We start from the raw sequence: 26871 nt of genomic DNA, 5'->3' as shown, positions 1-26871 counted from the left end.
TTCCTTCCGAGGGTGGGTGAGGAAGAGGGACTTCAGGCAGTGGGGCAGTCGCCCGTCCACCAGGCGGCGGTCGCCCCGGGGAGCATGCCGTCGGGGCAGGGGCCGCTCGACAGGAGCGGAGTGCCGGCGACCGGCGCCGGCACGGGGTCGGTGCCGAAGTTGACGGCGCAGATCAGTCCGTCGCCGCGGACCATGGCCAGCACCTGTGGCGGCGTGTCCAGCCAGCGGAGCGAGCCTTCGCCCAACTGGGGCAGGCTGCGCCGGAGTTGGAGTCCTTCGCGGTAGAGGTGCCAGAAGGAGCGGGTGTCGGCCAGTGCCAGGTCGGTGGCGTGCGCGGCGAACCACTCGGGCTGCGGCAGCCACGGCCGGGCACCGGCCTCGCCCTGGCTGAAGCCGAACGGGGAGGCGTGGCCGGACCAGGGCAGTGGGACGCGGCAGCCGTCGCGGATGCGTGCCCGGCTGCCGGTGCGGTGGAAGATCGGGTCGGTGAGCACTTCGTCCGGCAGGTCCAGGACTTCGGGGAGGCCGAGTTCCTCTCCCTGGTAGACGTACGCGGCTCCGGGCAGTGCCAGCATCAGCAGGGCGGCGGCGCGGGCGCGTGCGGCGCCGAGTCCGCTGCCCTCGACTCCGGGCTCACCGGCGTACCGGGTGACCGTGCGCACCTGGTCGTGGTTGTTGAGGACCCAGGTGACGGTGGAGCCGGTGCCGGCGATGTCGCGTATCGCCTCGGTGATGGTCTCGCGGAACGCGCCGGCGTCCCACGGTGCGCTGAGGAGGTCGAAGAAGAACGCCTGGTGGAGTTCGTCGGGCCGTACGTACTCGGCGTGTTCGCGTGCTGTCGGTACGGAGACCTCGCCGACGAGCAGCCGTTCGTTGCCGTCGCGCGCGGCGTACTCCTCGCACACCGATCGCCAGCGGCGCCACACCTGGTGGACCTCGGGCTGGTTCCAGGCGAGCGGGTTGACCGAGTCGCGGGAGCGTTCGTCCGCCTCGGGGTCGGCGGAGTCGGGGAGTTCGGGGTGCTTGTAGAGGCCGGCGGCGACGTCGATCCTGAAGCCGTCGACGCCCCGGTCGAGCCAGAAGCGGAGTACGTCCTCGAAGGAGTCGCCGACTTCGGGGTTGCGCCAGTTCAGATCGGGCTGCTGCGGGGTGAACAGGTGCAGGTACCACTGTCCCGGGGTGCCGTCGGGCTCGGTGATCCGGCTCCAGGCGGGGCCGCCGAACATCGCGCGCCAGTTGTTGGGGGGCTCCTCGCCCCGGGGGCCGCGCCCGTCCGCGAAGTGGAAGCGGCCGCGGGCCGGGCTGCCGGGTCCGGCGGTGAGGGCCTCGCGGAACCACGGGTGCTCGCTGGAGCAGTGGTTGGGGACGATGTCGAGCAGGAGCTTGAGCCCGAGCCTGCGGGCGTCGCCCATCAGCAGGTCGAATTCGGCGAGGTCGCCGTAGACCGGGTCGACGTCGCGGTAGTCGGCGACGTCGTATCCGTGGTCGTGCTGCGGCGAGGGGTAGAACGGGCTGAGCCAGATGCCGTCGACGCCGAGCTTGCGCAGGTACGGCAGTCCGGCGCGGACGCCGGCGAGGTCGCCGATGCCGTCCCCGGTGCTGTCGAGGAAGCTGCGGACGTAGACCTGGTAGATCACCGCGTCGCGCCACCATGCGGTGGCCGTGCGGGAGGAGCGGCCTGGGGCGGCCGGAAGGGTGGTGAGCATCTCGCGTCGACCTGTTCCTGCTGGATGCGAGTGCGCCCCGGATCGGGTGCGCTGTGATGCCTGCATGTTAAGTAGCGATGACGGCAGGGTGTCAACGAAGTCGCCTAAACCAGCCCGGGTATGCCCGACTATCTCCACATTACAAAGAACGGCTTGCTACTTAACATGTAAGTTGCAAGCCGTTCAGAGGGAGCGGAAAGGGGTCACTGCCTGCGGGCGATGGAACCCAGTTCGCGGGACAGCCGCACCGTGGCCTGCCCGGGCGTCTGCCGCAGCGCCATGACGTCCTGCACGACGGCCTGCACCGCCAGGCTCACCTGGTCGTACCGCGGGCTCTTGGGCCGCGGCTCGGCCGCCAGCACGCTCTGCCGCAGTGTGGGCAGATAGGGGTACGCCCGGATCAGCCCGGGATCCTCGTACAGGTCCGCGCGCACCGGCGGCAGCGAGCCCTCCGTCAGCACCTGACGCTGAACCCGTTCGCTGGTCAGATAGGCGATCAGATCGGCGGCGGACTCCGGATGGCGCGAGTGACTGCTCACGGCCAGATTGGAGCCGCCGAGCACACTGGTACCGGGACCGTCCGGACCCGGCAGAGGCACCGCGCCGAACTTCCCCGCGACCTTCGACCCCGGGGCGTTGGCCTCCGAGTGGACATACGGCCAGTTCCGCAGGAAGAGCAGCCGGCCGTCCTGGAAGGCCTGCCGGGACTCCTCCTCCTTGTAGTCACGGGCCTCGGGGGAGATCCACCCTTCGCGCACCCCGCTCGCCAGGAACTCCAGCCCGTCCCGGGCCGCCGCCGAGTCCACCGTGACCCGGGCGCCGTCGTCACGGAGGATCGAACCGCCCGCCGAGTGGACCGCCTCGGTGGCGTTCACCGTCAGCCCCTCGTACGGCAGGAACTGGCCCGCATAGCCGTCCAGACCGTAGCGGGGGGCGAGGGTCCTGGCCTGCCGGGCGAGCTCCGCCCAGGTGCGGGGCGGCCGTTCGCCCGCCTTCTCCAGGATGTCCTTGCGGTAGTACAGCAATCCGGCATTGGTGACATAAGGCACCGCGTACAGGCGGCTGTCGAAGGTGGCCGTGTCCACGACCGGAGCCAGGAAGCTGTCCAGGGGGAACCGGTCGCGCTCCAGCGGGGAGATCCAGCCCGCCGCGGCGAACTCCGAGGTCCACGCGACATCGATGTTCAGCACATCGAAACGGTCACTGCCGGAGCGCAGTTCGCTGGTCATCTGCGCCCGGGTCTCGTCCGCCGAGTCCGGCAGCTCGACCAGAGTCACCTGCTCCTGCGGATGTCCGCTGTTCCAGTCGTCGAGCAGCGGACCGAGGTACTCGGTCAGATCGCCCGCCGTCACCAGCGTCATGGGACCGCGGCCGTCACCGGCCGGGCCCGCCCGGCTGCCGAAGCCCGCGTAGCCCGCGAGCAGTACGGCGAGTACGAGGAGCCCCCTACCCGCGGCATGCATCCACCGCATAGGTTCCTCCCGGTACACCGATCCGGCCACGACGCCGTTCAATGTGGCCTATGTATACCCGTTAGGCATGGGCGATACTAGACGTCCAGGCAGAGAAGGCGGGTGGCACGAACCACACCCCGCGTCCGAGCAACAAGAGACTACGGACCTCGGAGGGAGGGAGCGCGTGCGGCTGCCGCTCCTGGCTCTCCTCACCCGTGGACCGGCGCACGGTTACGAGCTCAAGCAGGACCTTGAGAAGCTCCTGGGCGCCGCGTACCCTCAGTCGAACGTCGGCCAGATCTATGTCACCCTGGGGCGGCTGGAAAAGGCCGGTCTGATCGCCGGCGAGGACGTCGAGCAGGCCGGCAGGCCCAACAAACGCACCTACCGGCTCACCGATGCCGGGCACGAGGCCGTACTGGCCTGGTTCGAGGAGACCACCGACGAGCCGAGGGTGCGGGACGAGTTCTTCATGAAGATCGCCCTTGCCCCGGAGTCCGGACTGGCCGACCCGATCGTGCTGATCAACAAGCAGCGTCGGCAGTATCTGAACACCATGCGGGACCTGTCGAAGCTCGCGGTGGCCGAGGACCGGGACAACCGGATCTCCCAGCTGCTGATCGAAGGCGCGATGCTGCATCTGCAGGCCGACCTCGACTGGCTCGAACGCTGTCAGGAGGAGCTGGAATGAGCGACGACGCCACTCCCGCCGAGCCGGGCACAACGCCCGGCGAGCGGGGCGTCGTACCGATCGTGCGCGCCGAGGGCCTGACCAAGACCCACCACGGCGAAGGCGCCCCGGTACCGGCCGTGCGCGGGGTGGATCTGGTGGTCCAGCCCGGAGAGTTCGTCGCCGTCACGGGGCCCTCCGGCGCGGGCAAGTCCACGCTGCTCCATCTCATCGGCGGACTTCAGCGGCCCGACAGCGGAAGTCTCTGGCTCGACGGACGCCAGGTCGACGGCTATCGCGAGGCCCGCTGGGCGATGCTGCGCCGGCGCAGCATCGGCATCGTCTTCCAGTTCTTCAATCTGGTCTCCGATCTCACGGTCGCCGACAACGTGGAACTGCCCGCCCTGCTCGCGGGCGCCTCGCCCAGGGCGGCGCGGGAGAGCCGGGCGGAACTGCTCAGCGAACTCGGCCTCGAAGGCCGGAAACGCTCCATGCCCGGCGAACTGTCCGGCGGTGAGCAGCAGCGGGTGGCGCTGGCCCGGGCACTGGTGAACCATCCGGCGCTGCTGCTCGCCGACGAACCGGCGGGCAGCCTGGACAGCAAGGGCACCCGCGAGGTGCTGCGGCTGCTCTCCCGCTTCCACCAGCGTGGCCAGACGATTCTGCTGGTCACCCACGACGCCCGGATGGCCAGTGCGGCCGACCGTGTCATCAGCTTCTTCGACGGGCGAATAGCCGACGACGCGGCACTCGGGGCGGGGTCCCGCGCCACGGGAGCCGGAGTCTCCGGTGTGCTCGAACTGAAGGAGTGAGCGTGCGGGCCACACTTCGCTGGGCGCACGCCGATCTGCGGGCCCATCGCGGGCAGTCGGTCTTCGTCGTGCTCGCCAGCGCGGGGATCATCAGTTCCCTCCTGCTCGCCGTGGCCCTCTTCAGCTATGCGGCCAACCCCTGGCAGCGGATCTTCACCCAGTCCGACGGAGCCCATGTCTGGCTCCACACCCGGGCCGCGGCGGACACCGACGCGCTGTCCGATCTCGAAGGGGTCGCCGGGGTCTCGGGCCCGTACCGCACCGGGAAGGCGACGCTGGAGTCCCGTGGCGTACGGGCGAGTGTGTCCCTGCGCGCGACCGGGACCCGGCCGCCCGATGTCGCCCGGCCGCTGGTCACCGACGGCAACTGGCTGGACGCCGGCGCGGGCGGTGTGGTGCTGGAGAGTTCCGTCGCCCGAGTCCTGTGGGCGGAGCCGGGTGACAGCCTGACCGTGAAGGGACCGGACGGCGCCGCGCACACCCTGCGGGTCGCCGGCGTGGCCGAGGCCGCGGAACCTCTCTACCGCCCCGGGGGCGAGCCCGGCATCGGCTGGGTGCTGCCCCGCACGCTCGACCAGGTCGCCCCCCGCAGCACCTCGCAGAGCGTGGGACTGCGGCTGCACGACCCCGCCGATCTCGACTTCACCGTCCAGCAGGCCGTGACGCTGCTCGGCGCGGACCGGGTCGCCGAGGTGACGAAGTGGCAACAGGCACGGGCCGAGGCCGGCAGCGACGACCGGCTGCTCGGGCAGCTGTTCGCGGTGTTCGGCCTGGGTGCCCTGCTGGCCGCCGCTCTCGCCGCGTCCGGCGCGATCGGCGCACGGATCCGGGGACAGCTGCGGGACATCTCCGTCCTCAAGGCGATCGGTTTCACCCCGGGCCAGGTGGTCCGCGGCTTCCTCCTCCAGCACCTCGCGTTCGCCCTGCTCGGTGTCGCTCTGGGCACCGCCGCGATCGCCGTCCTGGGCTCCCGGATACCCGGCCGCATCGGTGAGGCGGCCGGAGTCTGGCAGGACCTGCCCGGGCACACGGCCCTGATGATCGGGGTCCCGAGCGGCGCGGTCCTGCTCATCGCCGCCGCCACCACGCTCGCCGCCTGGCGGGCGGGACGGGTCCCGCCGGTACCGATGGCACGGTCCGCGCTTCCGTCGGCCTCGCCCATGACCGGTCTCGGCCGACGGGCTCTCGGCCTGCGGGTGCCGCCCGCGCTGGTGCTCGGGTGGCGGGCCGCGTTCCCCCGGCGTGCGCGCACCCTGCTGACGGTGGCCCGCCTCGCGCTCCCGCTGCTGCTGATCACGGTGGCCCTGGTCGCCTGGTCCACGCTGGACGTGTTCCGCAGCCGCCCCGCCGACATGGGCGTTCCCGCGGCGCTGACCGTACGGGCCGAGCAGCCCGGCAGCCCTTCCGGGCAGCAGCTCGACCGGGCGCTGACCGCGCCACCGGCCGTCGCCGCCGTCCATCCCGGAGTGGAGGTCGCGGCCCTCGTACCCGGGCAGACCGGCACCATCACCCTGCGTGGTCTCGGCACCGCCGGGTCGCCCTATCCCTTCACGGTGGTGGAGGGACGGGCCGCCGACGGGCCCGACGAGGCCGTCGCCGGACAGGGACTGCTCGATCTGCTGGACGTCCGGGTCGGTGACTGGGTGCGGATGACCGTCGAGGGGCGGCCGCAGATTCTGCACATCGTCGGGCGGAGCATCGAACCCGAGGCGGGCGGCCGGGTGATCTCGACGACGGTGGACACCCTGGCGGAGCGCGATCCCGCGCTGCGGCCCGACTTCTACCATCTCGTGCTGCGCCCCGGCGCCGACCCGCGTGCCGTGAGCGACGCGCTCGCCGCGGCGGCCGGCGGAGCCCTGGAGATCCGCGAGACACCGAATCCGGCGGACCGGCTGGAGCCGGCACGGGGGGTGATCGCGACGCTGATCGGTGTGCTGGCGCTGATCGGGCTCACCGAGCTGCTGACGGTCATCGGCACGGGGGTGCGCGACCGCGGCCGCGATCTGCTGGCGCTCAAGGCGATCGGGCTCACTCCGCGCCAGATCAGCGCCGCGATCGTGACGGCCGCGGGGTTCACCGCGCTGCTCGCTGCCGCGCTGGGTACCGGGCTCGGGGTGCTGTCGGGCAGCTGGCTGGTCGACATCCAGGGCCGCTCCAGCGGTATGGGCGCGGGCATCGCCCATGCCCCGCCGGCACTGCTGCTCGCCTCGGTGGCCGCCGGGGCCGTGCTGGGCGCCGTCGCGGCAGCGGCGCTCCCCGCCACCAGGGCGGCGCGCAGACGACTGGCGGACTCCCTGGCCGAGACGCTCTGAGGCGAACCTCCCGGCCCCGCCCCGCAGTTGGCACGTACTTGGCTCGGAGTTGTCCCACGCCGTGATCCAACTCCGTGCTTTCATACGGCAGTCAGCGGGAATGACTCATGTTCCTCGGGGGAACGGAAGAGGGGCCTGCTCATGTCGACGGGGGATCCACAGAACCGCATTCCGGCCTATCCGGGCGTCGAACGCTTCATCGACGCCTTCGACAAGCTGGTGGTGCAGCCGCGGCGCAGCCGCAGCAGAGTACCGGTCGTCCTGCTCAGCGAGCCGGGCGACGGAAGTGCCGGGCGGCGGATCGTCGCCGGGCTGCGGTCCCGGATGCGGGGCCGCAGTGAAGTCCTCGCACCGCACGCGTACATTCCGCAGATCCCGGACGGGGCGGATCCGCCGCCGCTCGAACTCTTCGAGCATCTGACCCTTCAGCTCGCGGAGACGATGCCGCCCGGGACCGGTGAACTGCGGCTGCACAGCTACCGGTTGCTCCGATCCGTCGTGACCGCCCCGGCCATCGAGGGCCTGATGGAGCGGCGCCACGCCGAGCTGCGCAACCACTGCTACGCGGAGCACCGCAACTGGTCCCGCACCGCGCAGACCCTGTGGTGGCTCGGCGGCCGTGACCAGGCGAGCGGCGGCACCCTCCTCGAACTGCTGTGGAACTTCATCGCCGGTCCGCTTTTCCAGCGGCTGCCGCGCGCCCTCTACAGCTGGCGCGCCAACCGGCGCATGCTCGGCCGGGCCCGCAGCCGCAGCTGGTACGCGGAGTGGGTACGGCGCCAGCACGGCAGTCCGCCCACGGACTTCTTCCGCTCCGCCCTCGACCTCGTGCACGGTGAACCGGCCACTGAGCCCGAGCGGATGGACCGGGTGCTGATGCACGCCCTGCTCGCCGATCTCGACCAGGCGTGCCGTTCCCGGATGTTCAACCCCTGGCGGCGCAGGCGCACCACCCGTTTCGTGCTGCTCTTCGACGAGGCGGGCCCCGCCGACTCGCGCGTCCAGCGTTTCCTGCGGGAGTTGCGCTCCGCGATGGAGGATCTGCGCTGCACCTCGGTGTTCGCCGTCGCGGGCGGCGTGCGCTCGCTCGCCTCGCGTATCCCGGACATCGACGCCACCGGTCTCGCGCACGCCGGCGCGGAGCTGATCAACATCGAGCGCCGCGGGATGACGCCGGGGCAGCCGACGGGCATCGTCGTCCCGGTGACGGAGGTCCCCGAGGACGATCAGGCGGCGGTCTACTGGCTGGGCCGCTGGCCGACGCTGGTGACACCGTCGCCCCGCTGGGGGCCGGGTGCGGAGGTGGCCGGCGTACTCGGGGTCGGCACCGTGGCGCTCGCCGTCGCGGCGGCTCTGGTCCTCGTACCGGACGTACGGGGCGGGGACGACGACGATCCGTGCCAGGGCTCCACGTTCCTCGGCACGGACGGGCAGTGCGTCGGTGTCGCCGAGGGAGCGGCGGGCTTCGGCAGGGGCCCCAGCGAGCAGGCCGTACGGGCCGTGCTGCAGCAGATCGAGCGGCAGAACGGGGAGGTCGACACCGAACTCGCGGGCAGGCGCGCCGACGACCGCCGCCCCGGCCGCCGTACCGTCGTCTACTTCGGTCCGCTCACCGGCGGCAAGGACGCCGAGGACCCCGTGCGCGGCGGCACCCTGGCCGAGCTGCGCGGAATCGCGCTGGCACAGCAGCACATCAACGCCCAGGCGCTTCGGTCGGGCGAACGCGTACCGCTGCGGGTGCTGGCCGCCAACGCCGGTGACCGGTTCAAGGACGCGCCCGCCGTCGCCGAGCGGATCGCGGAACTCGCGGCGCGGGACCCCTCCATCGCCGGCGTCGTCGGCTTCGGGCAGAGCCGCCGCAAGACGTACGACGCGATCCGCGTTCTCGACAAGGCCGGCATCCCGATGGTCGGCACTTCGGGGACGGCCGATGAACTCCTGCGCCAGGGCGAGCACTACTACCAGACGGCCCCCACGGATTCCCGGGCGGCGGAACTGATGGCCGTGTTCGCGAAGAGCGCCGCCATGACGGGCGGACGGACGGCTCTGCGGGTCAGCCTCGTCGCGGACGCGACCGACGCATACAGCAACAGCCTCGCCGCCTCCTTCCGTGCCTCCTACGGTCCGGCGCGCACCGACGTGCTCCTCTACACACCGAACGACGCCCCGGAACCCGAGCCCGTACCGGGCGCGGTGAACGGCCGGCCGGTACCCACCGTGGAGGACCTCGCCCGCGAGGTCTGCCGCGCGGTCCAGAAGGAACCGCGGACGGCGGTGGTGTGGTCGGCGCGCGCCAGTCAGTTCCAGCTGTTCCTGGCGGAGATCTCCCGCTTCTCCGGCGACTGCCCGAAGATCAGCGTGCTCGGCGGTGACGACGTCACCAATGCCCTCACCGAACAGCAGCGCCCCTGGGACGACTTCACGGGCCTCACCCTCTTCTACGCCTCGCACGGCTACGCGCCCACCCTGGCGAAGGAGAGCCCGGAGGCAGCGGCCTTCCTCACCGCGTACGACCGCGCGTACAGCACCGACCGCACGCCCAGCACCAAGGCGATGCGCGAGGACGGCCATGTCGCACTCGCCTGGGACGCGTTGCGCTATCTCGCCGAAGGCATCGACCAGGCGTGGCGCACCACCGGCAGTCACGACGACCGTCTCGACCGCGGCCTGCTGCAAGGGGTGCTCTACCAGGGCCTGGGCGGCGGCGGTTTCGACGGCGCGACCGGCAGGATAGACGCCCACGGCGCGGCGGGCGGCGGACGGGTGACGGAGAACAAGCTGCTCGCGGTGCTGCGGGGCAGCAACGGGCAGCCGGCGACGGAGCTGCTGTGCGGCACGGTGACGCGCGGCGACGAACGCCGGACGTGGGGCCCGAAAGGCAAGGAGTTCCCCTGTCCGCAGAGGTGACCGGTCACGCAGTGCGAGGGGTGAGCCGGGACGGGCGGCTCGGTAGCATCGGGCGATGAACCGTCCTCGGCTGATCGCCACCGACCTCGACGGCACGCTGCTGGGCCCCCGCGGCGTCCTGTCGCCGCGCACGCTGAGCGCCCTGCGGGCCGCCGTCTCCGCCGGTACGGAGGTCGTCTTCGTCACGGCCCGGCCGCCCCGTTTCGTCGACATGCTCACCGCCGCGACCGGCCTGGTCGGCACGGCGGTGTGCAGCAACGGGGCCCTCGTCTACGACGTCGCCTCACGGATCGTCGTCGAGACGCGGGCCCTGCCGCTGCCCACGGCCCGCCAGGTGGCCACGGCCCTGGCGGCGGCCGCTCCCGGGCTGGGTTTCGCCCTGGAGACCGGACACCATCTGCTGTACGAGCCGGGGTTCGGGCTGCGCTTCGAAGGGGCCGCGGAGTTCGAGGTGGCGGTGGCATCCCTGGTGGAGCTGTGGCTGACGGAGGTGCCCGTTACCAAGCTGCTCGCCTGGTCGGCGCAGCTCGACGCGGACTTCCTGCTGGCGGCGGCGGAGGAGTCGGCCGGCGGGGTCGCCCAGTTCACGCACTCGGGCGGCCGCGGTCTGCTGGAGATCAGCGCACCCGGCGTGAGCAAGGCGAGCACGCTGTCCGCGCTGTGTGCCGTCCGTGGCATCGACGCGAGCGACGTCGTCGCCTTCGGTGACATGCCGAACGACCTGGCGATCCTCCAGTGGGCGGGCACCGGCTACGCGATGGCCAATGCCCACCCGGCGGTGCTGGCGGCCGTGGGGAGGCACACCGCGTCGAACGCGGACGACGGGGTGGCCGTCGTGCTCGAGGAGTTCTTCGGCCGGGGCTGACCGTACGTCGATGGCAGCGCAGCGGTGGCCCGGCGCCGTCACAGCATCACGTGTTTGCCCTGTGTGTAGTCCAGCAGGCCGGACATCGAGAGATCACTGCCGTACCCGGAGTGCTTGACTCCGCCGTGCGGCATCTCGGACACCGTCGTGCCGTGGGTGTTCACCCAGACGATCCCCGTGTGCAGGGCCCGGGTTGCCCGCATGGCGCGCTCGTGGTCGGCGGTCCACACACTGGCGGCGAGTCCGAACCGTACGTCGTTGGCCAGGCGGAGCGCCTCGTCCTCGTCGGTGAAGCGCTGCAAGGTGACGACCGGCCCGAAGATCTCCTCCTGCACGATCTCGTCGCTCTGGCGGACCCCAGCGATCACGGTGGCTTCGAGGAAGTGGCCGGGGCGCCGGAGGCGTGAGCCGCCGGTGACGATCTCGGCGTGGGCAGGGAGCCCGTTCAGGAGGCGTTCCACGGAGGCGAGTTGACCGGCACTGTTGAGCGGTCCGAAGTCGGCTCCCGGGCGCTGTTTCGCGGCGTGCGCCGCGAGGGCGGTCACGAACGCGTCGTACACCCGGGTGTGCACGAGGAGCCGTGTCGGTGCCGTGCAGTCCTGGCCCGCGTTGTAGTACGCGACCGTGGCGAGCTCCGCGGCGGTGGACTCGATGTCCACGTCGTCGTGCACGATGACGGGGGCGTTGCCGCCGAGCTCGAGGTGGACGCGTTTGAGGTCGGCGGCGGCGGCCGCGGCGATCTCCTGGCCCGCGCGGACGCTGCCCGTGACCGCGATCATCCGGACCTCGGGGTGGGAGACGAGGGCCCGGCCGGTGTCCCGGTCGCCGCACAGGACGTTCAGTACGCCCGGCGGCAGGTGGTCGGCGGCGATCCGCGCCAGCAGCGCGACGGACGAGGGCGTGGTGTCGGCGGGCTTGAGCACGGTGGTGTTGCCCGCCGCCAGAGCGGGGGCGATCTTCCACGCGGCCATCATCAGCGGGTAGTTCCACGGGGTGATCTGGGCGCAGACACCGATCGGTTCGCGGCGCAGCAGGGAGGTGCGGCCCTCGGTGTACTCCCCCGCCGCGGCACCCGGCAGGGCGCGGGCGGCTCCCGCGAAGAAGCGGAACGCGTCGACGATCGCCGGGAGTTCGTCGTCGCGGAACAGCTCGACGGGCTTGCCCGTGTCCCCCACTTCGGCCGCCACCAGGTCGTCCGCGTGTGCCTCCATCGCGTCGGCGATGTGCAACAGGGCGCGTTGCCGTTCGCCCGGGGTGGTCAGGGACCAGGTCTCATGCGCCGCTGCCGCCGCGGCGCAGGCCGCCTGGACATCGGCCGGTCCGGAGCGCGGGGCGCTGCGATGTGTCTCGCCGCTGGCGGGGTCGACGAGTTGTGTCACCTCGCCGGACGAGGCGGGCAGATCGGCGCCCCCGATGTGGTTGAGGATCACGGAGTCCTTCTCGGTCTCAGCCACGCCGCAGTGCCTCCTTCGCCGCCGCACGGCCGGTGCGGACGGCGCCTTCCATGTAGCCGGCGACCCACTGGTCGGAGCCGCAGACGTAGAAGGGCGGTTCGTGGGTCGCGTGCAGGGGGCCGACTCCCGTGACATCGCCGGGTGTCCACTGCGTGACATAGCCCTGGGTCCACGGGTCGGTGCCCCACAGGCGCAGATACGCGGCGACGGGCTGGTGGGCGTCGTCGCCGTAGAGACGGGCGATGTCGCCGAGCAGTTCACGATCGCGGGTGTGCGAGGGCATGCCGAGCAGGACGCCGTAGCGCTCCGGGGGAATCAGGGCGGAGAGGATTCCCTCGCTCTGCGGCCAGGTGCTGCCGAGCACTCCTTCGCACTCGGACAGCCCGTTGAGGTCGCGGCCACGCCAGAAGGGTTTGTCGTACGCGGCGGTGAACTTGGCCGCGACCGCCTGGCGTTGGCGATGCAGCGAGGCCAGGCGTTCGTCGGAGACACCCGAGACGGTGACCGATCGGAGGGGGCCGACGGGCAGGGCGCTGACGACGGCCCCGGCGGTGACGGTTTCCCCGCCGGCGAGACCGACCTCGACCCTGCCCGGTTCCACGGTGACGGATGCGACCGGAGCGCCGAGCCGTACCCGCTCCCCCAGTCCCTCCGCCATGCGCAGGGCCACCGTCGCCGACCCTTCGGCGACGCGCAGTCCTTCCCAGTCCTCGTAGTCGTAGTGGTCGCCGTCCCCGCTGCCGGGAACCGCGGCGTTCTTGCGCAGGGCGGCGAGCAGCGAGGTGCGTTCGTAGGAGCCGCTCGCGAGGGCGAGTTGGCCTATCTCCCACAGACGTACGACTCCGGGGGACGCCCCTTCGCCGCGCAGCCAGTCCCCGACGGACAGCCGGTCCAGCGCGGCGGCTTCGGGGTGGGACCACGGGTCGTCGGGGTCGACGGTCCGTGCGAGGGCGGTGAACGCTGCGGTGACCCGGCGGTGGCAGGCGTCGTCCCCGCCGGTGAACCAGTGCGGCGGGTCGCCCGCGGAGACGCCTTCCGGCGTGGCGCGGGCCATGGCGCCCGGCTCGGCGACATAGCTGGGGACGAGGGTGAGACCGAGTTCCGCGGCGAGGGCGAGGTACGCGGTGTGGGCGCGGCCGACCACTTCGCCGCCGAGCTGGACCAGCCGGCCGTCGGGAAGGCGGGTCTGTTCCACCCGGCCGCCGACGCGGTCGCGTGCCTCGACGACGAGGACGTCCGCTCCGCCGGCGGCGAGGTCGCGGGCCGCGGCGAGTCCGGAGAGCCCGGCGCCCAGGACGATGACGTCGTGGTTCATACGCGCTCCTTGGATGCGGTGTTCTCGCGTCCAGCGTGCCCGTCGAGGACCAGACAGTGCTCGGGCTTCCAGCCGATCTCGACGCTTTCGCCGCCGCTCCAGCGGTCCTCCATACGGGAGCGGTCGGTGTTCTGCTCCAGGACGGAGACGGTGATGCCGGGGGCGAGTTCGATGAGATAGGTGGTGGTGGGGCCGGAGTACACGGTTTCCCGGATGACGCCGTTCACCATGGCCATGTCGGGGGTGAAGTCGGAGAGCCAGATCTTCTCGGGCCGGATGGAGAGGCTGACGTTGCTGCCCTCGGTCACTCCGCTGCGGCTGCCGACGGGCAGCGACGGGCCCTTGTCGACGACCACGGAGCCGGAACGGTAGGTGCCGGGTACCAGGTTGGACGTACCCATGAAGGAGGCGACGAAGGTGCTCGCCGGGTGTTCGTAGACGTCCTCGGGGGTGCCGCACTGCTCGACGTGGCCCTCGTTCATCACGGCCACCCGGTCGGACATGGTCAGCGCCTCGTCCTGATCGTGGGTGACGAAGACGAAGGTGATGCCGATCTCGCGCTGGATCTGCTTGAGCTCGACCTGCATCCGGCGGCGGAGCTTGAGGTCGAGCGCCGCCAGCGGCTCGTCGAGCAGCAGGACCTGGGGGCGGTTGACGAGGGCACGGGCCAGGGCGACGCGCTGGCGCTGACCGCCGGAGAGCGTACGGGGTTTGCGGTCGGCGAGGGAGCCGAGCTGCACACGGTCGAGCATGTTGCCGACGCGCTCGCGGATCTCCTTCCGGCCCACGCCCTTGCGCTTGAGGCCGAAGGCCACGTTGTCGGCGACCGAGAGATGGTCGAAGAGGGCGTAGCTCTGGAAGACGGTGTTGACGTTGCGCTGGTTGGGCGGGAGGCAGGTGACGTCCTCACCGCCGAGCAGGATGGTGCCGTCGGTGGGATCGGTGAAGCCGCCGATCATCCGAAGCGAGGTGGTCTTGCCGCAGCCGGAGGGGCCGAGGAGCGAGAAGAACTCGCCGGCCCCGATGTCGAGGGAGAGTTCGTGCACGGCGAAGGAGCCTGCGTAGCTCTTGCTGACGCCGTCGAGGCGGACTGCGGGCGAGGTGTCCGCGGAGGTCGTGGTTGTCACGGCTGTCACTTCCCGGAGAGCAGATCGAGGCCGCCGCGGCGGCCGAACAGGCGCGGGATCGTCAGCGCCAGGACGATGAGGCCGACGGAGCCGGCCAGCATGAGGGTCCCGACGGCGTTGATGGTGGGCTGCACACCGAACCGGATCGCCGAGTAGATGCGTACGGACAGCGGCTGGGGCTCCACGCCGGTGGTGAAGTAGGCGAGGACGAAGTCGTCGAAGACGAGGGCGAAGATGAGGACCGCCGAGGCCAGGATGCTGGGGAGCAGGGCGGGCAGTGTGACCAGCCGGAGCGACTGCCAGCGGGTGGCTCCGAGGTCCATCGCGGCTTCCTCCACCTCGGGGTTGAGTGCCGCGATCCGCGAGCGGAGGATCACCGTCACATAGGAGATGGAGAAGGTGATCTCCGCGAGCATCACGGTGCCGGTGGAGAGGGTGATGCCCATGCCCTTGAAGAGCAGCATCGCCGCGACACCGGTGACGATCTCCGGGGTGATCAGCGGGACGAGCATGACCAGTCCCGCGAGGGAGCCGAGCCGGCTGCGGCAACGCACCAGACCGAGGGCCAGGGCGACGCCGAGGATCAGCGATCCCACCATCGCGACCAGGGCCACCTGCAGGCTCATCCCGAGCGACGACAGCAGGACGTCGTCCCGGAAGAACGCCGAGTACCAGCGGAGGCTGAAGTCCTCGAAGACGGTGAGGGACTTCTGGGAGTTGAAGGAGAAGAGGACGACGACGCCGATGGGGAGGTAGAGGAGGAGGAAGAACAGCACCGTGACGGCGATCGCGAAGCGTGGCCTGCGGTCGGTGCCTCGGCGGTGTCGGGTGCGGGAAGCGTGGCCCTGACGGGAGGCGGCGGACCTGCCCGCGCCGCGCGGCGAGGTGTCGGCCGCGGTGCGGGGGCCCGGCCGGCGCACCGGGTGGAGGGCGGGGCGCAGCGTCATCGGACCGCCTCCGCCTCGTCCTTGCGGGTGCGGCGCAGGTAGCCGATCATCCCGACGAACAGGACCGCCATCATCAGCATGGTGAGTGCCGAGCCGAGCGGCCAGTTCTGGCCCTGGAAGAACTTGTCCTGGATCAGGTTGCCGATCATGATCTGGTCGGGCCCTCCCATCAGTTGGGCGCTCACGAAGTCGCCCATGGCGGGCAGGAAGACAAGGACGCAGCCGGCTGCCGCTCCTTGCCGGGTGGCGGGCAGAGTGACGAAGAAGAAGGTCCTCAAGGGGCCGCCGTACAGATCGCGTCCCGCTTCGATGAGGGAGACGTCCATGCGTTCCAGCGCCGCGTACAGCGGGATGATCATGAAGACGATGAATCCGTAGACGAGTCCGGCGACGACTCCGGGGCCGGTCTGGAGGATCTTGGTGTCCCCGTCCGCGAAGCCCATGGCGCGCAGCGCTCGGAGCAGCGGTCCGTCGTCGGACAGGACCACGGACCAGCCGTACATCCGCACCAGGTAGTTGGCGAAGAAGGGCACGACGATGGCGGCGATCAGGAGGTTCTTGTAGCGGCCGCCGTGCAGGGCGATGGCGTAGGCGACGGGATAGGCCACCAGGAGGCAGATCACGCACGTGAGCAGTGCGTAGCCGAGGGAGCGGAGCAGCACGGCACGGTAGGCCGGGTCGGCCATCGCCGCGATGTTGTCGAAGTTGAGACCGAACTGCGGATTGCCCAGCGGATCGGTGGTGCCGAACGCGAGCGCGGCGACCAGCACGAGCGAGGCGATGAGGAAGCCGGTCATCCAGAGGGTGCCGGGAATCATCAGCCAGGTCCACAGCCGGGTGCCGGCGGCGGAGGGACCGGGGCGGGACCGGGACGCCCCTCGGCCGGGACGGGACAGGGGCTCCGCGCCGTCGGTACGCGGCGCGGGCTTCCCGCTGTCGGCTCGGTCCAGGGGTTTCCCGCCGTCGGGACGGGTGCGTTGTGCCATGTCAGCCGGCCTTCACATGGGTCCAGGCGGTGTCGCGGGCGCGTTCGCCCTTCGAGCTGCCGTTGCGGAAGAAGAGTTCGTCCTTGAGGTCGTCTGCGCCGACCAGGCACTGCGGGAAGGGCTCCACCAGGGCGGCGTAGGTGTCCTCGCTGCCGCCGACCGGCATGGGATAGCCGATGTACTCGATGTTCTTCTTCACGTTCTCCGGGCGGAGCATGTAGTCGATGAAGAGCATCGCCGTGCCGGGGTGCCGTGCGTCGGAGGGGATGGCGTAGCAGTCCGAGTTGACGGGGGCGCCTTCCTTCGCGACCTCGAAGCCCAGGACGGACGGGTCCTTGGCCTGCCCGAGCATGGCCGCCATGTCGCCGCTCCACGCCTGGGTCATCACCGCGTTGCCGTTGAGCAGGTTGTTGTAGCTGTCGCTGGAGAAGCCGCGCAGGTGGGGCCGGAGCGACTGCAGCGTGTCGGTGATGCGGTCCAGGTCCTTCTCGTCGGCGGTGCTGACGTCGAGGCCGAGCTTGAGCGCGCCCAGCCCGAGGACCTCGTCACGGTCGTCCAGCACGAAGACCTTGCCTTTGGCGCGCCGGTGCCACAGGTCCTCCCAGGAGCCGGTGAGCTCGCCGACACGGTCCTTCCGCCAGCCGATCCCGGTCTTGTACATGGTGAACGGGACGGTGTGGGCCGAGCGCGCGTCGTACCAGGGGTCGGCGAAGTAGTCGTACGCGCCGAAGACGGACTCGGCGTTCTTCAGCCGGGTGTGGTCGATCCGCCTCAGCCGGCGGCCCTCGGTCAGCCGCTGGGCCCACTTGGCCGTCGGGAAGATCAGGTCGTAGCGGTTTCCCGCGTTGAGCTTGGCGGCCATGCCCTCCATCGAGTCGAAGTTCGACTGGATGACCTTGACGCCGTACTCCTTCTCGAACCCTTTGAAGACGGCCGGATCGACGAAGTCGGCCCAGTTGAAATAGATCAGGTTCCCGTCGACGCGCACATCGATCGGGTCGTCGGGATCGCCGTGGGCGTTCGGATCCTCGGGCAGGAAGCCGCAGCCGGCTGTCGCTGCACCGAGTCCCAGGCCGAGAGCCGCGCCGGTGCTGGTGCGGAGGAAGGAGCGGCGGGACGGTGGGAGTGCCTCGGGGGACATCTACGGTCCTCTCCGTGGGGGTCCGTGGACGGACGAACAGTGCTCAGGGCGCGGTCACGGACGCACGGATGCCTGACTCCGTGCTCGACCTGGGAGCCGCCGGACGGTGTGGGGTGCACCGCCGCCGCGGTTCCGGTTTCTCCTGCCTGGGCCGCCGGTGTCGGCTCAGGGCGTCGGAGCGCTGCGGGGGATGTCCGGCCCGGCGGCGCCGCCGGCCCGGTCGCCGGTGCTGCCGTCGAGGTCTTCGCGGACGCGTCCGGCGAACCAGCCGACCGCCGCCTCACGGCGGGACAGCGGTCCGGGCTCGAAGCCCGGCGTGGTCAGTCCCTTCTGCACCCTGGCCACCAGCTCGGCGTCCTCGTCGTTGGTGATCCAGCCGATGTGGATGTTGAGCCGCCGGGCGAGGCGGGTGCGCAGTCCGGTGCCCCGGCGGGTGTAGAAGGCGCCGGGCACGGCCACCTGGTCCACCGCCGTGGGGATCGCGGTCCAGGCAAGCACATGGTCGGGGTAGAAGTCGATGAGTGTGTTGGGGTAGATCACGGCGTACCGCCACACCCTGCGGTCGGCCTCGGCGAGACCGGGCATCGGGGCGGCGATCCGCTGGTAGAGGCGTTCCGCCCAGTTCGAGGACGGCTTGTCGCGCAGGGGTGAGGCGAAGAGTGCGTACGCGTCCTCGATCTCGCAGGTGTAGCCCTGGTAGTCGAGGAGGCGCATCAGGCCCGGGTGGGCCACGGGTACGTGGTAGCCCTCCAGGTAGTTGTCGACGGCCACCTTCCAGTTGGCGTTCTGGACCTCGGCGCCTTCCAGATCATGGATCCGGCTGCGGCCCACGGGCACCAGGTCGGTGCCGGCGTAGTGGCCGACCGCTTCGGCGAGTCCGGCGCACTGCTTGGCCAGCGGTACGGCGTCCCGGTCGAGGTTGACGAAGACGAACCCGAGGAAGGACTCGACGGCCACCGAGTGGAGGCCGAGCTTCGGCTTGTCCAGGCAGGGGATCTGCCGTGCCTCGGGAGCTCCGACGAGGCGTCCGTCGAGCTTGTAGGTCCAGCCGTGGTACGGGCAGCGGATGGCTTTGCCACTGGGCTCGGGGGCCGTGACCAGCCGCGTTCCGCGGTGCCTGCACACGTTGAGATGGGCGGCGAGAGAGCCGTCCTCGGTCCTCACCACGAGGACTTCGCGTCCGGCGACGGACGCGGCGAGACGGGCGCCAGGTCCGGGCAGATCGGATTCATGACACGCGAGCTGCCAGGACCTGGCGAAGATGTTCCGGGTCTCGGCGGCTGCCGTGTCGGGATCCGTGTAGTAGCGGGCCGACAGCGCCTGACCCGGGCTTTCCTGGGTCTGACGGGTCGGCGGTGTCATGGTGACGGGAATGTCGGGCTGCATCGGCTGTCTCCTCCATGCCACGGGTGCGGCGATCGGTGTTGAGGCGGCCCACAGGCGGTCAGTGGGCCGGGGCGGGGGACGCCGGAACCGCACTAACTAATTGGTCAGTCAGGTTGCTGGCGGGTTTCCGCAAAGTCAAGGCTTGCGGACTGACTAATTGGTTAGTTAGTTTAGTGGGTGTCGCCGGGTCCGGCATGTCACCGGCCCTCGCAGCGACCGCCCGGTGGCGCACCGGGCCCCTATCACCGGAGTCGCACGGCGTTCTCGCCCTGCACCGAGCCCCGCCGGACAGCACTTCGTCCCCGAGGCTCCCCGCCGCCCGGTCACGCCGGGCCGGCTTCCCTTCCCTCTCCCCCGGAGGCACGCATGAGCGGTCGTCGGAGTCTGGTCTGGCTCGGGCTCACCCCCGAACCCGAACGGGAACTGCCCCGCAGCGTGGCTGCCCTGCGCGCTCCCCGGCGCGATACGGCCGCCGTACCGCCGGAGCTGGCGGACGCCGAGCACCGCAGGGTGCAGCGCCTGATCCTGCGCGGTACCCGCCGCAGCTGGCTGCGCTACCTGGCCGAGGTCACCCATCTGGTGACCGCTGTCGCCGACGGCTCCCGGCCGGGCGACAGGCGCGCGGCACTGCTCGCGGGCGAGGTCGTGCTCGACCACCACCACATGCTCATCGGTCTCCCCGGTCCCGGCTACGACAGCACGGCCGCGGACCGGAGTGCGCTGGAGGAAGCGGTACGGGCCCTGCGGACGGGCACCACGGCCGGGACCGACAGCACCGGCACCAGCCGCACCGGCATACCGGCGTCCGTCACCGGCGCGGAGACCACGCACGGCACAGCAAGGGGACGCGCATGACAGCGACGACCATCCTCTCCCTGATGGCGGAGCTTTCGGGCACCGTGCTGGGAACAGCGCCCCACACCACCGAGAGCGCCGACGACTACCTGTCCGCGGGCGGCTATCAGGAGCTCGCCCACCCGGACCGGCTGCTGGAGCACATCGCGGACTCGGGTCTTCGCGGCCGCGGCGGCGCCGGCTTTCCGGCCGCCGTGAAGCTCCGTGCCGTCCGGGACGGCGGCGCACCCCCGGTCGTGGTCGCCAACGGCGAAGAAGGTGAACCCGGCTCGGTCAAGGACCGTTGGCTGCTGCGCGCCCGGCCGCATCTCGTACTGGACGGTCTGGCCCATGCCGCCGCCGTCACCGGAGCCACCCGCGGCTGCGTCTATCTCTCCGACCCCGTGGCAGGTGACGCCGTACGGCGGGCGCTCGCCGAACACGAGCAGCCCCTGCCCATCGAGATCGTCGAGACCCCGCACACCTACGTCGCCGGTGAGGAGAGCGCGGTCGTCCGCAGGATCAACGGCGGCCCCGCCCTGCCCACCGCGAAGCCGCCGCGCCCCTTCGAGCGCGGCGTCGAGGACCGGCCGACCCTGGTGTCCAATGTCGAGACACTCGCCCGGATCGCACTCATCGCGTCCCGGCCCGACGTACGACGGCGCACGGCAGGCTCCACCCTCGTTTCGCTCTCCGGCGGCGACGGTGCCGCTGTGCTCGCCGAAGTCCCCTACGGCGTCACCCTCCGCAGCCTCGCCACCCTCCAGGGCACGCACGAGCCGTCGGGGGCACTGATGGGCGGACTGTTCGGCGGCCTGGTCGGTGCCGCGTCCCTCGATCTGCCGCTCGAACCCGAAGCACTCACCGCCGCGCGGACCGCGGTGGGCTGCGGCGCGATCCGCTTCCTCGGCGCCGGTGAGTGCCCGGTGTCCGTCGCCTCCGATGCCGTGGGCCATCTCGCTGCCGAGAGCGCCCGGCAGTGCGGCGTCTGCGTGGCCGGTACCGGCTCGATCCGCGACACCCTGCACGCGCTGCACCTCGGCACAGCGGCTCCCGACGCCCTGGCCAAACTGCTCCGCTGGTCGGAGGGACTGCCGGGACGCGGAGCGTGCGGCCTGCTCGACGCGGCCGCCGGCAACGCGGGCAGCCTTCTGCGCACCTTCCCCGACATCACGCGGGCCCACCTCGACTCCCCCTGCCCGGCCTGCGCCGCCGCCCCCGGCGGCCGCGGTCTCTCGGTGCCCCTCCCCGAGATCGCCCCCTCCCCCGCCACGCCCGTGCCCGCACTGAAAGGAACACCGTGAAACTCCTCCTCGACTCCACGCTCTGCCAGGGCTACGGGCTCTGCCAGGAAGAAGCCGCCGACCTCGTCGAGCTCGACGAGTGGGGCTACGCCGCGGTCATCGCCGTCCCGGTGCCCTCCGGCCGCGAAGATGCCGCCCGCGTCTGCGCCGATGCCTGTCCCAACGCCGCCCTTCGCCTGGAGAAGTGACATGGCACGTGATCTGAGCGCACTCTTCGACCCGAAGTCCGTCGCCGTCGTCGGCGCCAGCGACGATCCGGCGAAATACGGCCACTCGGTCGCCGCACAGGCACTGCGTGCCCCCGACAGGCGACCGGTCCATCTGGTAAACCGCCGCGGCGGCACCGTCCTCGGCCGCAAGGCGGCCACCAGCCTCCTCGAGATCGGCGAGCCCGTCGACCTGGTGGTGATATCCGTACCCGGCCCCGGCTTCGAGGCCGCCGTCGACGACGCACTCGCCTGCGGGGCCCGCGCCATCGTCGGCATCACCGCGGGCTTCGCCGAAACCGGTCCCGCCGGCCTCGCGCGCCAACAGGCCGTCGCCGCCCGTGTGCACGAAGCGGGAGCCGTGCTGGTTGGACCCAACTGCCTGGGGATCGCGGACAACACGACCGAGCTGTACCTGGCGTCCGACAGCTTCGCCCCCGGCGGGATCGCCCTGCTGAGCCAGAGCGGCAACCTCGCACTGGAGCTCCAGATCCGGTGCGCCCCGCACGGACTGGGCTTCTCCCGCTTCGTCTCCCTGGGCAACCAGGCCGATGTCACGCTGGTCGACCTGGTCGAGGACTGCGCCCGGCACGACGCCACATCGGCCATCGGCGTGTACGCGGAGGACTTCGGCGACGGCCGCGCGTTCGCCCGGGCGGCGGCAGCCGCGGGCAAGCCCGTCGTCCTGCTCACCGCGGGCCGCGGCACCGCGTCCGCCCGCAGCGCTCAGTCGCACACCGGCGCCCTGACCTCGTCGTCGGACGTGGTGGCAGCCGCCTGCCGGGACGCCGGGGTCCACCTGGTCACCACACCACGGGAGATGACCGTGGTCCTCGCCGCGTTGCACTCCGACTCCCGCGGCAGGGGCGTGCGCACCGCGGTCCTCACCGACGGCGGCGGCCACGGTGTCATCGCCGCCGACGCGGCCGAGGCATCGGGACTCGACGTCCCCGAGCTGACCGCCGGCACCCAGGCGCAGCTCAAGGACTTGCTGTGGGAACAGTCGGCCGTGGGCAACCCGGTCGACCTGGCCGGAATGGGCGAGCAGAACCCTCTCTCGTACGCCACGACCGTCGGCGGGCTCCTCGCGGCCGACGAGGTCGACACCGTCCTGCTGACCGGGTACTTCGGCGGCTATGCGGCCTCCGGCGGCGGACTCGGTGGCGGGGGCGCCGCGCTCGGGGCCGGTGAGGCCCAGGCGGCGCGGGAGATCGTCACCCGCTGGCGGGCGAAGCCCAAGCCCCTGGTCGTCCAGTCGATGTATCCGCAGTCACCGAGCTGCCGGACACTGGCCGAGGCCGGAATACCGGTCTTCGCCGCCACGGAGGACGCCGCCCGCGCGCTGGCGGCGACGACGGTGCGCCCCGTCGGCGGCCCACCCGGTGTGGCACCGCTGCCACCGGCCGCGCCGCCGCTGGTTGATGCCGGGTACTACGGCATCCGGTCCGTTCTCGGTGCGGCAGGTGTGCCCTTCCCCGCATCGCGCGAGATCACGGACGAGCACCAACTCCTCGCGGCAGCCGACGCGTTCCCGGGCCCGTACGTCCTGAAGGCCTTGCACGTCCTGCACAAGTCCGACGCGGGCGGGGTGGCGCTGCGGCTCCACGACAAGGCCGCACTGCTCGCCGCGTTCCGGGAGATGGACGCCCGTCTGGGCGCGGCCGCCTACTCGGTCGAGGCGATGGCCGACCTCTCGGACGGCGTCGAGCTGATCGTGGGCGTCAACCGCGACCCCCGCTTCGGTCCCGTCGCGATGGTCGGGCTCGGCGGCATTTTCACCGAGACCTTCCACGACGTCGCCTTCTCCCTGGCACCGGTGCCCGCGGAACGCGCCGAGGCCCTGCTGCGGAGCCTCAGAACGGCCGCGCTGCTCTCCGGCGTCCGTGGCCGGCCGGCCGTCGACATCGCCGCGGCGGCAGCCGTCATCGAACGGATCACCGGCGTCGCCGCCGCGCACCCCGAGATCGCCGAACTCGAGGTCAACCCCCTACTGGTCCGCCCGGACGGCGTGCTCGCCCTCGACGCCCGAGCCGTACTCGCCTGACCTCCCGCACCCACCCCTCCCGGAGGACACCACCATGGAGTTCCGCTACACCCCCGAACAGGCCGACCTCAAGGCCCGGTCCGCCGCCTACTCCCGGCTGCTGATGCAGTACGAGGACCAGTCCGAGCAGGCCGGCGGGCCGCTGCCCGCCGAGACCGTCCGCGAACTGACCCGTGCCGCCATCGACGCCGGCGTCTACGCGATCAACATGCCCGCCGAATGGGGCGGTGCGGGACTGTCCCTGCTCGATCAGGTCATCGTCGAGGAGGAGTTCGGGAAGGTCACCAACTGCCTCTGGGACATTCCCTGGCGGCCCGCCAACGTCCTCGCGTACGGCACCGAGGCACAGCGGGAGAAGTACCTGCTCCCCGTGATCCGTGGTGAGCGCTTCGACGCGTTCGCGGTGACCGAACCAGGGGCGGGGTCGGACCCTGGCTCGGGCACCAGCACCGCCGACCGTACCGACGGCGGCTGGTTGCTCAACGGCGAGAAGTGGTTCGTGACCTGCGGCGACATCGCGGACTTCCTGTTGGTGCAGGCGGACGCGGGCCCCGAACGTGCGCCCACGCTCTTCTTCGTGGACAAGCAGGCGCCGGGGGTGAAGATGACACGGGTGCCGCGCTTCATGCACTCCGCGGTCAACGGCCACCCCGAGTTCGTCTTCACCGATGTCTTCGTCCCGGACGAGGACGTGCTCGGCGGGGTGGGCAACGGATACGACCTGACCAAGGAGTGGTTCACCGACGAGCGGCTGATGATCGCGGCGCGCACGACGGGGGCGGCGGAACGTGCGCTCGAACTGGCCCGGGACTGGGCCGTCGAACGCCGCCAGTTCGGCTCCCGCATCGCCGACTTCCAGTTGATCCAGGGCATGCTCGCCGACTGCGCCGTCGACATCGCGGTCTGCCGTGCGTACACGCACCAGGTGGCCTGGGAGGCCGACCAGCCGCTCACCGACCGCAAGACGCTGCACGCCAAGGCGTCGACGGCGAAGCTCGCGGCGAGTGAAGCGGCGGGACGTGTCATCGACCGCTGCGTCCAGATCTTCGGCGGACGCGGCTACGACCGCTCCTACCCCGTCGAACGCCTCTACCGCGAACTGCGCGTCGACCGCATCTGGGAAGGCACCTCCGAGATCCAGCGCCTCATCATCGCCAACGAGCTGATCAAGCGCGGTACCCAGGCGCTCGCCCTTCCCCTGCACTGACGCCCCCCGCTTCTGCCCGCGTACGCACCGACCGCCGAACACAGAGGAACACCATGGACTTCCGTCTCACCGCCCGTCAGGAGGAGCTCAGGAGCTCCGCGCGAGGGCTCACCGAGTTCATCATGAAGTACGAGCTCGACTGCGAGGCGAACAACGGCCTGCCCGCGCAGGCCCACGCGGAGATCCGCGACGCCGTGCTGGACTGCGGTCTTCAGGCGGTCAACATGCCGGCGGAGTGGGGCGGGGCCGGGCTCACGATCCTGGAGCAGGCCACCGTGCAGGAGGAGCTCGGCCGGCTCACCGGCGCCTTGTGGGACATGGTGTGGCGTCCCGCCAACGCGCTGCGTTTCTGCACGCCCGAGCAGCGCGAGCGCTACCTCGTGCCGGTGATCCGGGGTCAGCGCCGTGACTGCTACGCGGTGACCGAGCCGGAGGCCGGGTCGGACCCGCAGAACCTCAGGACGACGGCAACGCGCACGGCGGACGGCTGGGTGCTGAACGGCGAGAAGTGGTTCGTCACCGTGGGCGACCACGCCGACTTCATCATCGTGCTGGCCGCGGCCGGCGAGGACGGCGCTCCGACGCTCTTCCTCGTCGACAAGGAGACTCCGGGCGTCGAGATGACGCGGGTGCCGCGCTTCATGCACACCTTCGTCTACGAGCACCCCGAGTTCACCTTCTCCGATGTCCGCGTCTCCGAGGACGCCGTGCTCGGTGGCATCGGCGAGGGGTACGACATCACCCGGTCCTGGTTCACCGAGGAGCGGCTGATGATCGCGGCGCGCACGACGGGCGCGGCGGAGCGTGCGCTCGAACTGGCCCGGGACTGGGCCGTCGAACGCCGCCAGTTCGGCTCCCGTATCGCCGACTTCCAGCTCATCCAGGGCATGCTCGCCGACTGCGCCGTAGACATCGCCGTCAACCGGGCCTACACGCACCAGGTGGCCTGGGAGGTGGACCAGGGTCTGGCGGACCGCAAGACCCTGCACGCCAAGGCGGCCATCGCCAAGCTGTCGGCCAGTGAGGCGGCCGGTCGTGTCATCGACCGGTGCGTCCAGATCTTCGGCGGACGCGGTTACGACCGCTCCTACCCCGTCGAACGCCTCTACCGCGAACTGCGCGTCGACCGCATCTGGGAAGGCACCTCCGAGATCCAGCGCCTCATCATCGCGGGCGAACTCATCAAGCGCGGCACGGGCGTTCTCCAGATCCCGTCCGCCTGACGGCCCGGGGAGGTCCCGTGTCCGACGGCACGGGACCTCCTCCGCACCCCGAGAGATCTCGCATCCCCGAGAGAAGTGAGGACAGATGGACGGCATCGAGCGGGTCGGGATCGTCGGCTGCGGTCTGATGGGCTCCGGTATCGCCGAGGTGTGCGCACGCGCCGGCCGGGACGTCGTCGTGGTCGAGTCGGACGACGCGGCCGCCGATGCCGGGCGACGGCGCATCATCGCCTCGCTGGACCGGGCCCTGGCCGCCGGAAAGACCGACGCGGAGGGCCGGGACACGGCACTGGCGCACATCACCACGACCGCGGACATGGACCGGCTGGCGGACCGGGACCTGGTGGTGGAAGCGGTGGCCGAGGACGAGGCCGCCAAGCTGGCGGTGTTCGCACGCCTCGACGCGACCGTGCTGCGCGAGGACGCGATCCTGGCGACCAACACCTCCTCCATCCCCGTCATCCGGCTCGCTGCGGCCACCACCCGCCCGGAGCACGTCGTCGGCCTGCACTTCTTCAACCCGGTGCCGGTGCTGCCCCTGGTGGAGCTGGTGCCGTCCCTGCTGACGGCCGGGAGCACCGCGCTGCGTGCGGAGGAGTTCGCCTCGGAGGTACTCGGCAAACAGGTCGTCCGGGCGAGGGACCGGGCCGGGTTCATCGTCAACGCCCTGCTCGTCCCGTATCTGCTGGCCGCCGTGCGCATGGTGGAGTCGGGCACGGCGTCGGCCGAGGACATCGACCGGGGTATGACGCTGGGCTGCGCTCATCCCCTGGGGCCGCTCGCGCTGACCGACCTCATCGGGCTGGACACCACCCAGGCCATCGCGGAGTCGATGTACGACGAGTTCCGGGAGCCCCTCTACGCACCGCCCCCGCTGCTGGCCCGGATGGTGGAGGCGGGCCTGCTCGGCCGGAAGTCGGGCAGGGGGTTCCACACGTACCGCCCATGACGGCCCGGCCCCGGGCGGTCAT

The 26871-nt window shown here is 71.3% G+C and carries 21 protein-coding genes; 12 read left to right on the top strand and 9 right to left on the bottom strand.

Going from position 1 to position 26871, the window contains the following annotated elements:
• Window positions 1-32: 32 nt before the first annotated feature.
• Entirely contained in the window at window positions 33-1706 is a 1674-nt protein-coding gene (locus RPQ07_RS34895; protein ID WP_313948259.1) for a glycoside hydrolase family 13 protein, read from the bottom strand.
• 203 nt (window positions 1707-1909) lie between these two features.
• Complete coding sequence (locus RPQ07_RS34890; RefSeq protein ID WP_313948258.1) at window positions 1910-3178, bottom strand: ABC transporter substrate-binding protein; 1269 nt, start codon at window positions 3176-3178, stop codon at window positions 1910-1912.
• Window positions 3179-3344: 166 nt separating this feature from the next.
• Here RPQ07_RS34890 and RPQ07_RS34885 point away from each other — a divergent pair, with 166 nt between their 5' ends.
• From RPQ07_RS34885 to RPQ07_RS34865, 5 genes are all read left to right on the top strand, one after another.
• The gene (locus RPQ07_RS34885) at window positions 3345-3851 is read left to right on the top strand and encodes a PadR family transcriptional regulator (protein ID WP_313948256.1); all 507 of its coding nucleotides are present in this window, start codon (window positions 3345-3347) and stop codon (window positions 3849-3851) included.
• Entirely contained in the window at window positions 3848-4642 is a 795-nt protein-coding gene (locus tag RPQ07_RS34880; RefSeq protein WP_313948255.1) for an ABC transporter ATP-binding protein, read from the top strand. The genes RPQ07_RS34885 and RPQ07_RS34880 overlap by 4 nt, the downstream gene beginning before the upstream one ends.
• Before the next feature lie 2 nt (window positions 4643-4644).
• Window positions 4645-6954, top strand: coding sequence for an FtsX-like permease family protein (locus RPQ07_RS34875; RefSeq protein WP_313948254.1), 2310 nt, complete (start codon window positions 4645-4647; stop codon window positions 6952-6954).
• Window positions 6955-7095: 141 nt separating this feature from the next.
• On the top strand, window positions 7096-9861 hold the full coding sequence (locus tag RPQ07_RS34870; protein WP_313948253.1) for an ABC transporter substrate-binding protein: 2766 nt from the start codon (window positions 7096-7098) through the stop codon (window positions 9859-9861).
• 55 nt (window positions 9862-9916) lie between these two features.
• The gene (locus RPQ07_RS34865) at window positions 9917-10726 is read left to right on the top strand and encodes an HAD family hydrolase (protein ID WP_313948252.1); all 810 of its coding nucleotides are present in this window, start codon (window positions 9917-9919) and stop codon (window positions 10724-10726) included.
• 38 nt (window positions 10727-10764) lie between these two features.
• Here the strand turns inward: RPQ07_RS34865 and RPQ07_RS34860 are convergent, their stop codons facing one another.
• From RPQ07_RS34860 to RPQ07_RS34830, 7 genes are all read right to left on the bottom strand, one after another.
• Complete coding sequence (locus RPQ07_RS34860; RefSeq protein ID WP_313948251.1) at window positions 10765-12180, bottom strand: aminobutyraldehyde dehydrogenase; 1416 nt, start codon at window positions 12178-12180, stop codon at window positions 10765-10767.
• A complete protein-coding gene (locus RPQ07_RS34855) occupies window positions 12173-13495 on the bottom strand; it encodes an NAD(P)/FAD-dependent oxidoreductase (protein ID WP_313948250.1) in 1323 nt (440 codons plus the stop codon). Before RPQ07_RS34855 ends, RPQ07_RS34860 begins: the two co-directional genes overlap by 8 nt.
• Entirely contained in the window at window positions 13492-14622 is a 1131-nt protein-coding gene (locus RPQ07_RS34850; RefSeq protein WP_313948249.1) for an ABC transporter ATP-binding protein, read from the bottom strand. Before RPQ07_RS34850 ends, RPQ07_RS34855 begins: the two co-directional genes overlap by 4 nt.
• Before the next feature lie 5 nt (window positions 14623-14627).
• Window positions 14628-15569, bottom strand: coding sequence for an ABC transporter permease (locus tag RPQ07_RS34845; protein WP_313948248.1), 942 nt, complete (start codon window positions 15567-15569; stop codon window positions 14628-14630).
• Complete coding sequence (locus RPQ07_RS34840) at window positions 15566-16555, bottom strand: ABC transporter permease (protein WP_313948247.1); 990 nt, start codon at window positions 16553-16555, stop codon at window positions 15566-15568. The genes RPQ07_RS34845 and RPQ07_RS34840 overlap by 4 nt, the downstream gene beginning before the upstream one ends.
• A gap of 1 nt (window position 16556) precedes the next feature.
• The gene (locus RPQ07_RS34835) at window positions 16557-17696 is read right to left on the bottom strand and encodes a spermidine/putrescine ABC transporter substrate-binding protein (protein ID WP_313948246.1); all 1140 of its coding nucleotides are present in this window, start codon (window positions 17694-17696) and stop codon (window positions 16557-16559) included.
• A 165-nt stretch (window positions 17697-17861) separates the two neighbouring features.
• Window positions 17862-19082 (bottom strand): aromatic ring-hydroxylating dioxygenase subunit alpha, encoded by a 1221-nt coding sequence (locus tag RPQ07_RS34830; protein ID WP_313948245.1) that lies wholly within the window; start codon window positions 19080-19082, stop codon window positions 17862-17864.
• A gap of 366 nt (window positions 19083-19448) precedes the next feature.
• On the opposite strand from RPQ07_RS34830, the gene RPQ07_RS34825 reads away from it, so the two are divergent.
• The 7 genes from RPQ07_RS34825 (at window position 19449) to RPQ07_RS34795 (ending at window position 26849) form a co-directional block, all read left to right on the top strand.
• Window positions 19449-19937 carry a hypothetical protein gene (locus RPQ07_RS34825; protein ID WP_313948244.1) on the top strand — a complete coding sequence of 163 codons (489 nt, stop codon included), beginning with the start codon at window positions 19449-19451 and terminating at the stop codon, window positions 19935-19937.
• The gene (locus RPQ07_RS34820) at window positions 19934-21220 is read left to right on the top strand and encodes an NADH-ubiquinone oxidoreductase-F iron-sulfur binding region domain-containing protein (protein WP_313948243.1); all 1287 of its coding nucleotides are present in this window, start codon (window positions 19934-19936) and stop codon (window positions 21218-21220) included. The genes RPQ07_RS34825 and RPQ07_RS34820 overlap by 4 nt, the downstream gene beginning before the upstream one ends.
• Window positions 21217-21408, top strand: a complete 192-nt coding sequence (locus RPQ07_RS34815; RefSeq protein ID WP_313948242.1) for a ferredoxin — start codon at window positions 21217-21219, stop codon at window positions 21406-21408. The genes RPQ07_RS34820 and RPQ07_RS34815 overlap by 4 nt, the downstream gene beginning before the upstream one ends.
• Window position 21409: 1 nt before the next feature.
• Window positions 21410-23470, top strand: a complete 2061-nt coding sequence (locus RPQ07_RS34810) for an acetate--CoA ligase family protein (RefSeq protein ID WP_313948241.1) — start codon at window positions 21410-21412, stop codon at window positions 23468-23470.
• Between the two features lie 34 nt (window positions 23471-23504).
• Window positions 23505-24677: an acyl-CoA dehydrogenase family protein gene (locus RPQ07_RS34805; RefSeq protein WP_313948240.1), complete on the top strand. Its 1173-nt coding sequence runs from the start codon at window positions 23505-23507 to the stop codon at window positions 24675-24677.
• A 53-nt stretch (window positions 24678-24730) separates the two neighbouring features.
• A complete protein-coding gene (locus RPQ07_RS34800; protein ID WP_313948239.1) occupies window positions 24731-25900 on the top strand; it encodes an acyl-CoA dehydrogenase family protein in 1170 nt (389 codons plus the stop codon).
• 85 nt (window positions 25901-25985) lie between these two features.
• Entirely contained in the window at window positions 25986-26849 is an 864-nt protein-coding gene (locus tag RPQ07_RS34795) for a 3-hydroxybutyryl-CoA dehydrogenase (protein ID WP_313948238.1), read from the top strand.
• Window positions 26850-26871 lie beyond the last annotated feature (22 nt).

It is taken from the genome of Streptomyces sp. AM8-1-1 (genome assembly GCF_032229325.1).
GTDB lineage: Bacteria > Actinomycetota > Actinomycetes > Streptomycetales > Streptomycetaceae > Streptomyces > Streptomyces achmelvichensis.
Note: the sequence above shows the minus strand (reverse complement) of the source record. Positions and strands in the feature narration are given on the sequence as shown.

Excerpts from the sequence above, each read along its gene's own strand:
- RPQ07_RS34895 (WP_313948259.1), bottom strand. The coding sequence starts at position 1,706 with ATGCTCACCACCCTTCCGGCCGCCCCAGGCCGCTCCTCCCGCACGGCC.
- RPQ07_RS34890 (WP_313948258.1), bottom strand. The coding sequence starts at position 3,178 with ATGCGGTGGATGCATGCCGCGGGTAGGGGGCTCCTCGTACTCGCCGTA.
- RPQ07_RS34880 (WP_313948255.1), top strand. The coding sequence starts at position 3,848 with ATGAGCGACGACGCCACTCCCGCCGAGCCGGGCACAACGCCCGGCGAG.
- RPQ07_RS34870 (WP_313948253.1), top strand. The coding sequence starts at position 7,096 with ATGTCGACGGGGGATCCACAGAACCGCATTCCGGCCTATCCGGGCGTC.
- RPQ07_RS34865 (WP_313948252.1), top strand. The coding sequence starts at position 9,917 with ATGAACCGTCCTCGGCTGATCGCCACCGACCTCGACGGCACGCTGCTG.
- RPQ07_RS34855 (WP_313948250.1), bottom strand. The coding sequence starts at position 13,495 with ATGAACCACGACGTCATCGTCCTGGGCGCCGGGCTCTCCGGACTCGCC.
- RPQ07_RS34845 (WP_313948248.1), bottom strand. The coding sequence starts at position 15,569 with ATGACGCTGCGCCCCGCCCTCCACCCGGTGCGCCGGCCGGGCCCCCGC.
- RPQ07_RS34840 (WP_313948247.1), bottom strand. The coding sequence starts at position 16,555 with ATGGCACAACGCACCCGTCCCGACGGCGGGAAACCCCTGGACCGAGCC.
- RPQ07_RS34835 (WP_313948246.1), bottom strand. The coding sequence starts at position 17,696 with ATGTCCCCCGAGGCACTCCCACCGTCCCGCCGCTCCTTCCTCCGCACC.
- RPQ07_RS34830 (WP_313948245.1), bottom strand. The coding sequence starts at position 19,082 with ATGCAGCCCGACATTCCCGTCACCATGACACCGCCGACCCGTCAGACC.
- RPQ07_RS34825 (WP_313948244.1), top strand. The coding sequence starts at position 19,449 with ATGAGCGGTCGTCGGAGTCTGGTCTGGCTCGGGCTCACCCCCGAACCC.
- RPQ07_RS34820 (WP_313948243.1), top strand. The coding sequence starts at position 19,934 with ATGACAGCGACGACCATCCTCTCCCTGATGGCGGAGCTTTCGGGCACC.
- RPQ07_RS34810 (WP_313948241.1), top strand. The coding sequence starts at position 21,410 with ATGGCACGTGATCTGAGCGCACTCTTCGACCCGAAGTCCGTCGCCGTC.
- RPQ07_RS34805 (WP_313948240.1), top strand. The coding sequence starts at position 23,505 with ATGGAGTTCCGCTACACCCCCGAACAGGCCGACCTCAAGGCCCGGTCC.
- RPQ07_RS34800 (WP_313948239.1), top strand. The coding sequence starts at position 24,731 with ATGGACTTCCGTCTCACCGCCCGTCAGGAGGAGCTCAGGAGCTCCGCG.
- RPQ07_RS34795 (WP_313948238.1), top strand. The coding sequence starts at position 25,986 with ATGGACGGCATCGAGCGGGTCGGGATCGTCGGCTGCGGTCTGATGGGC.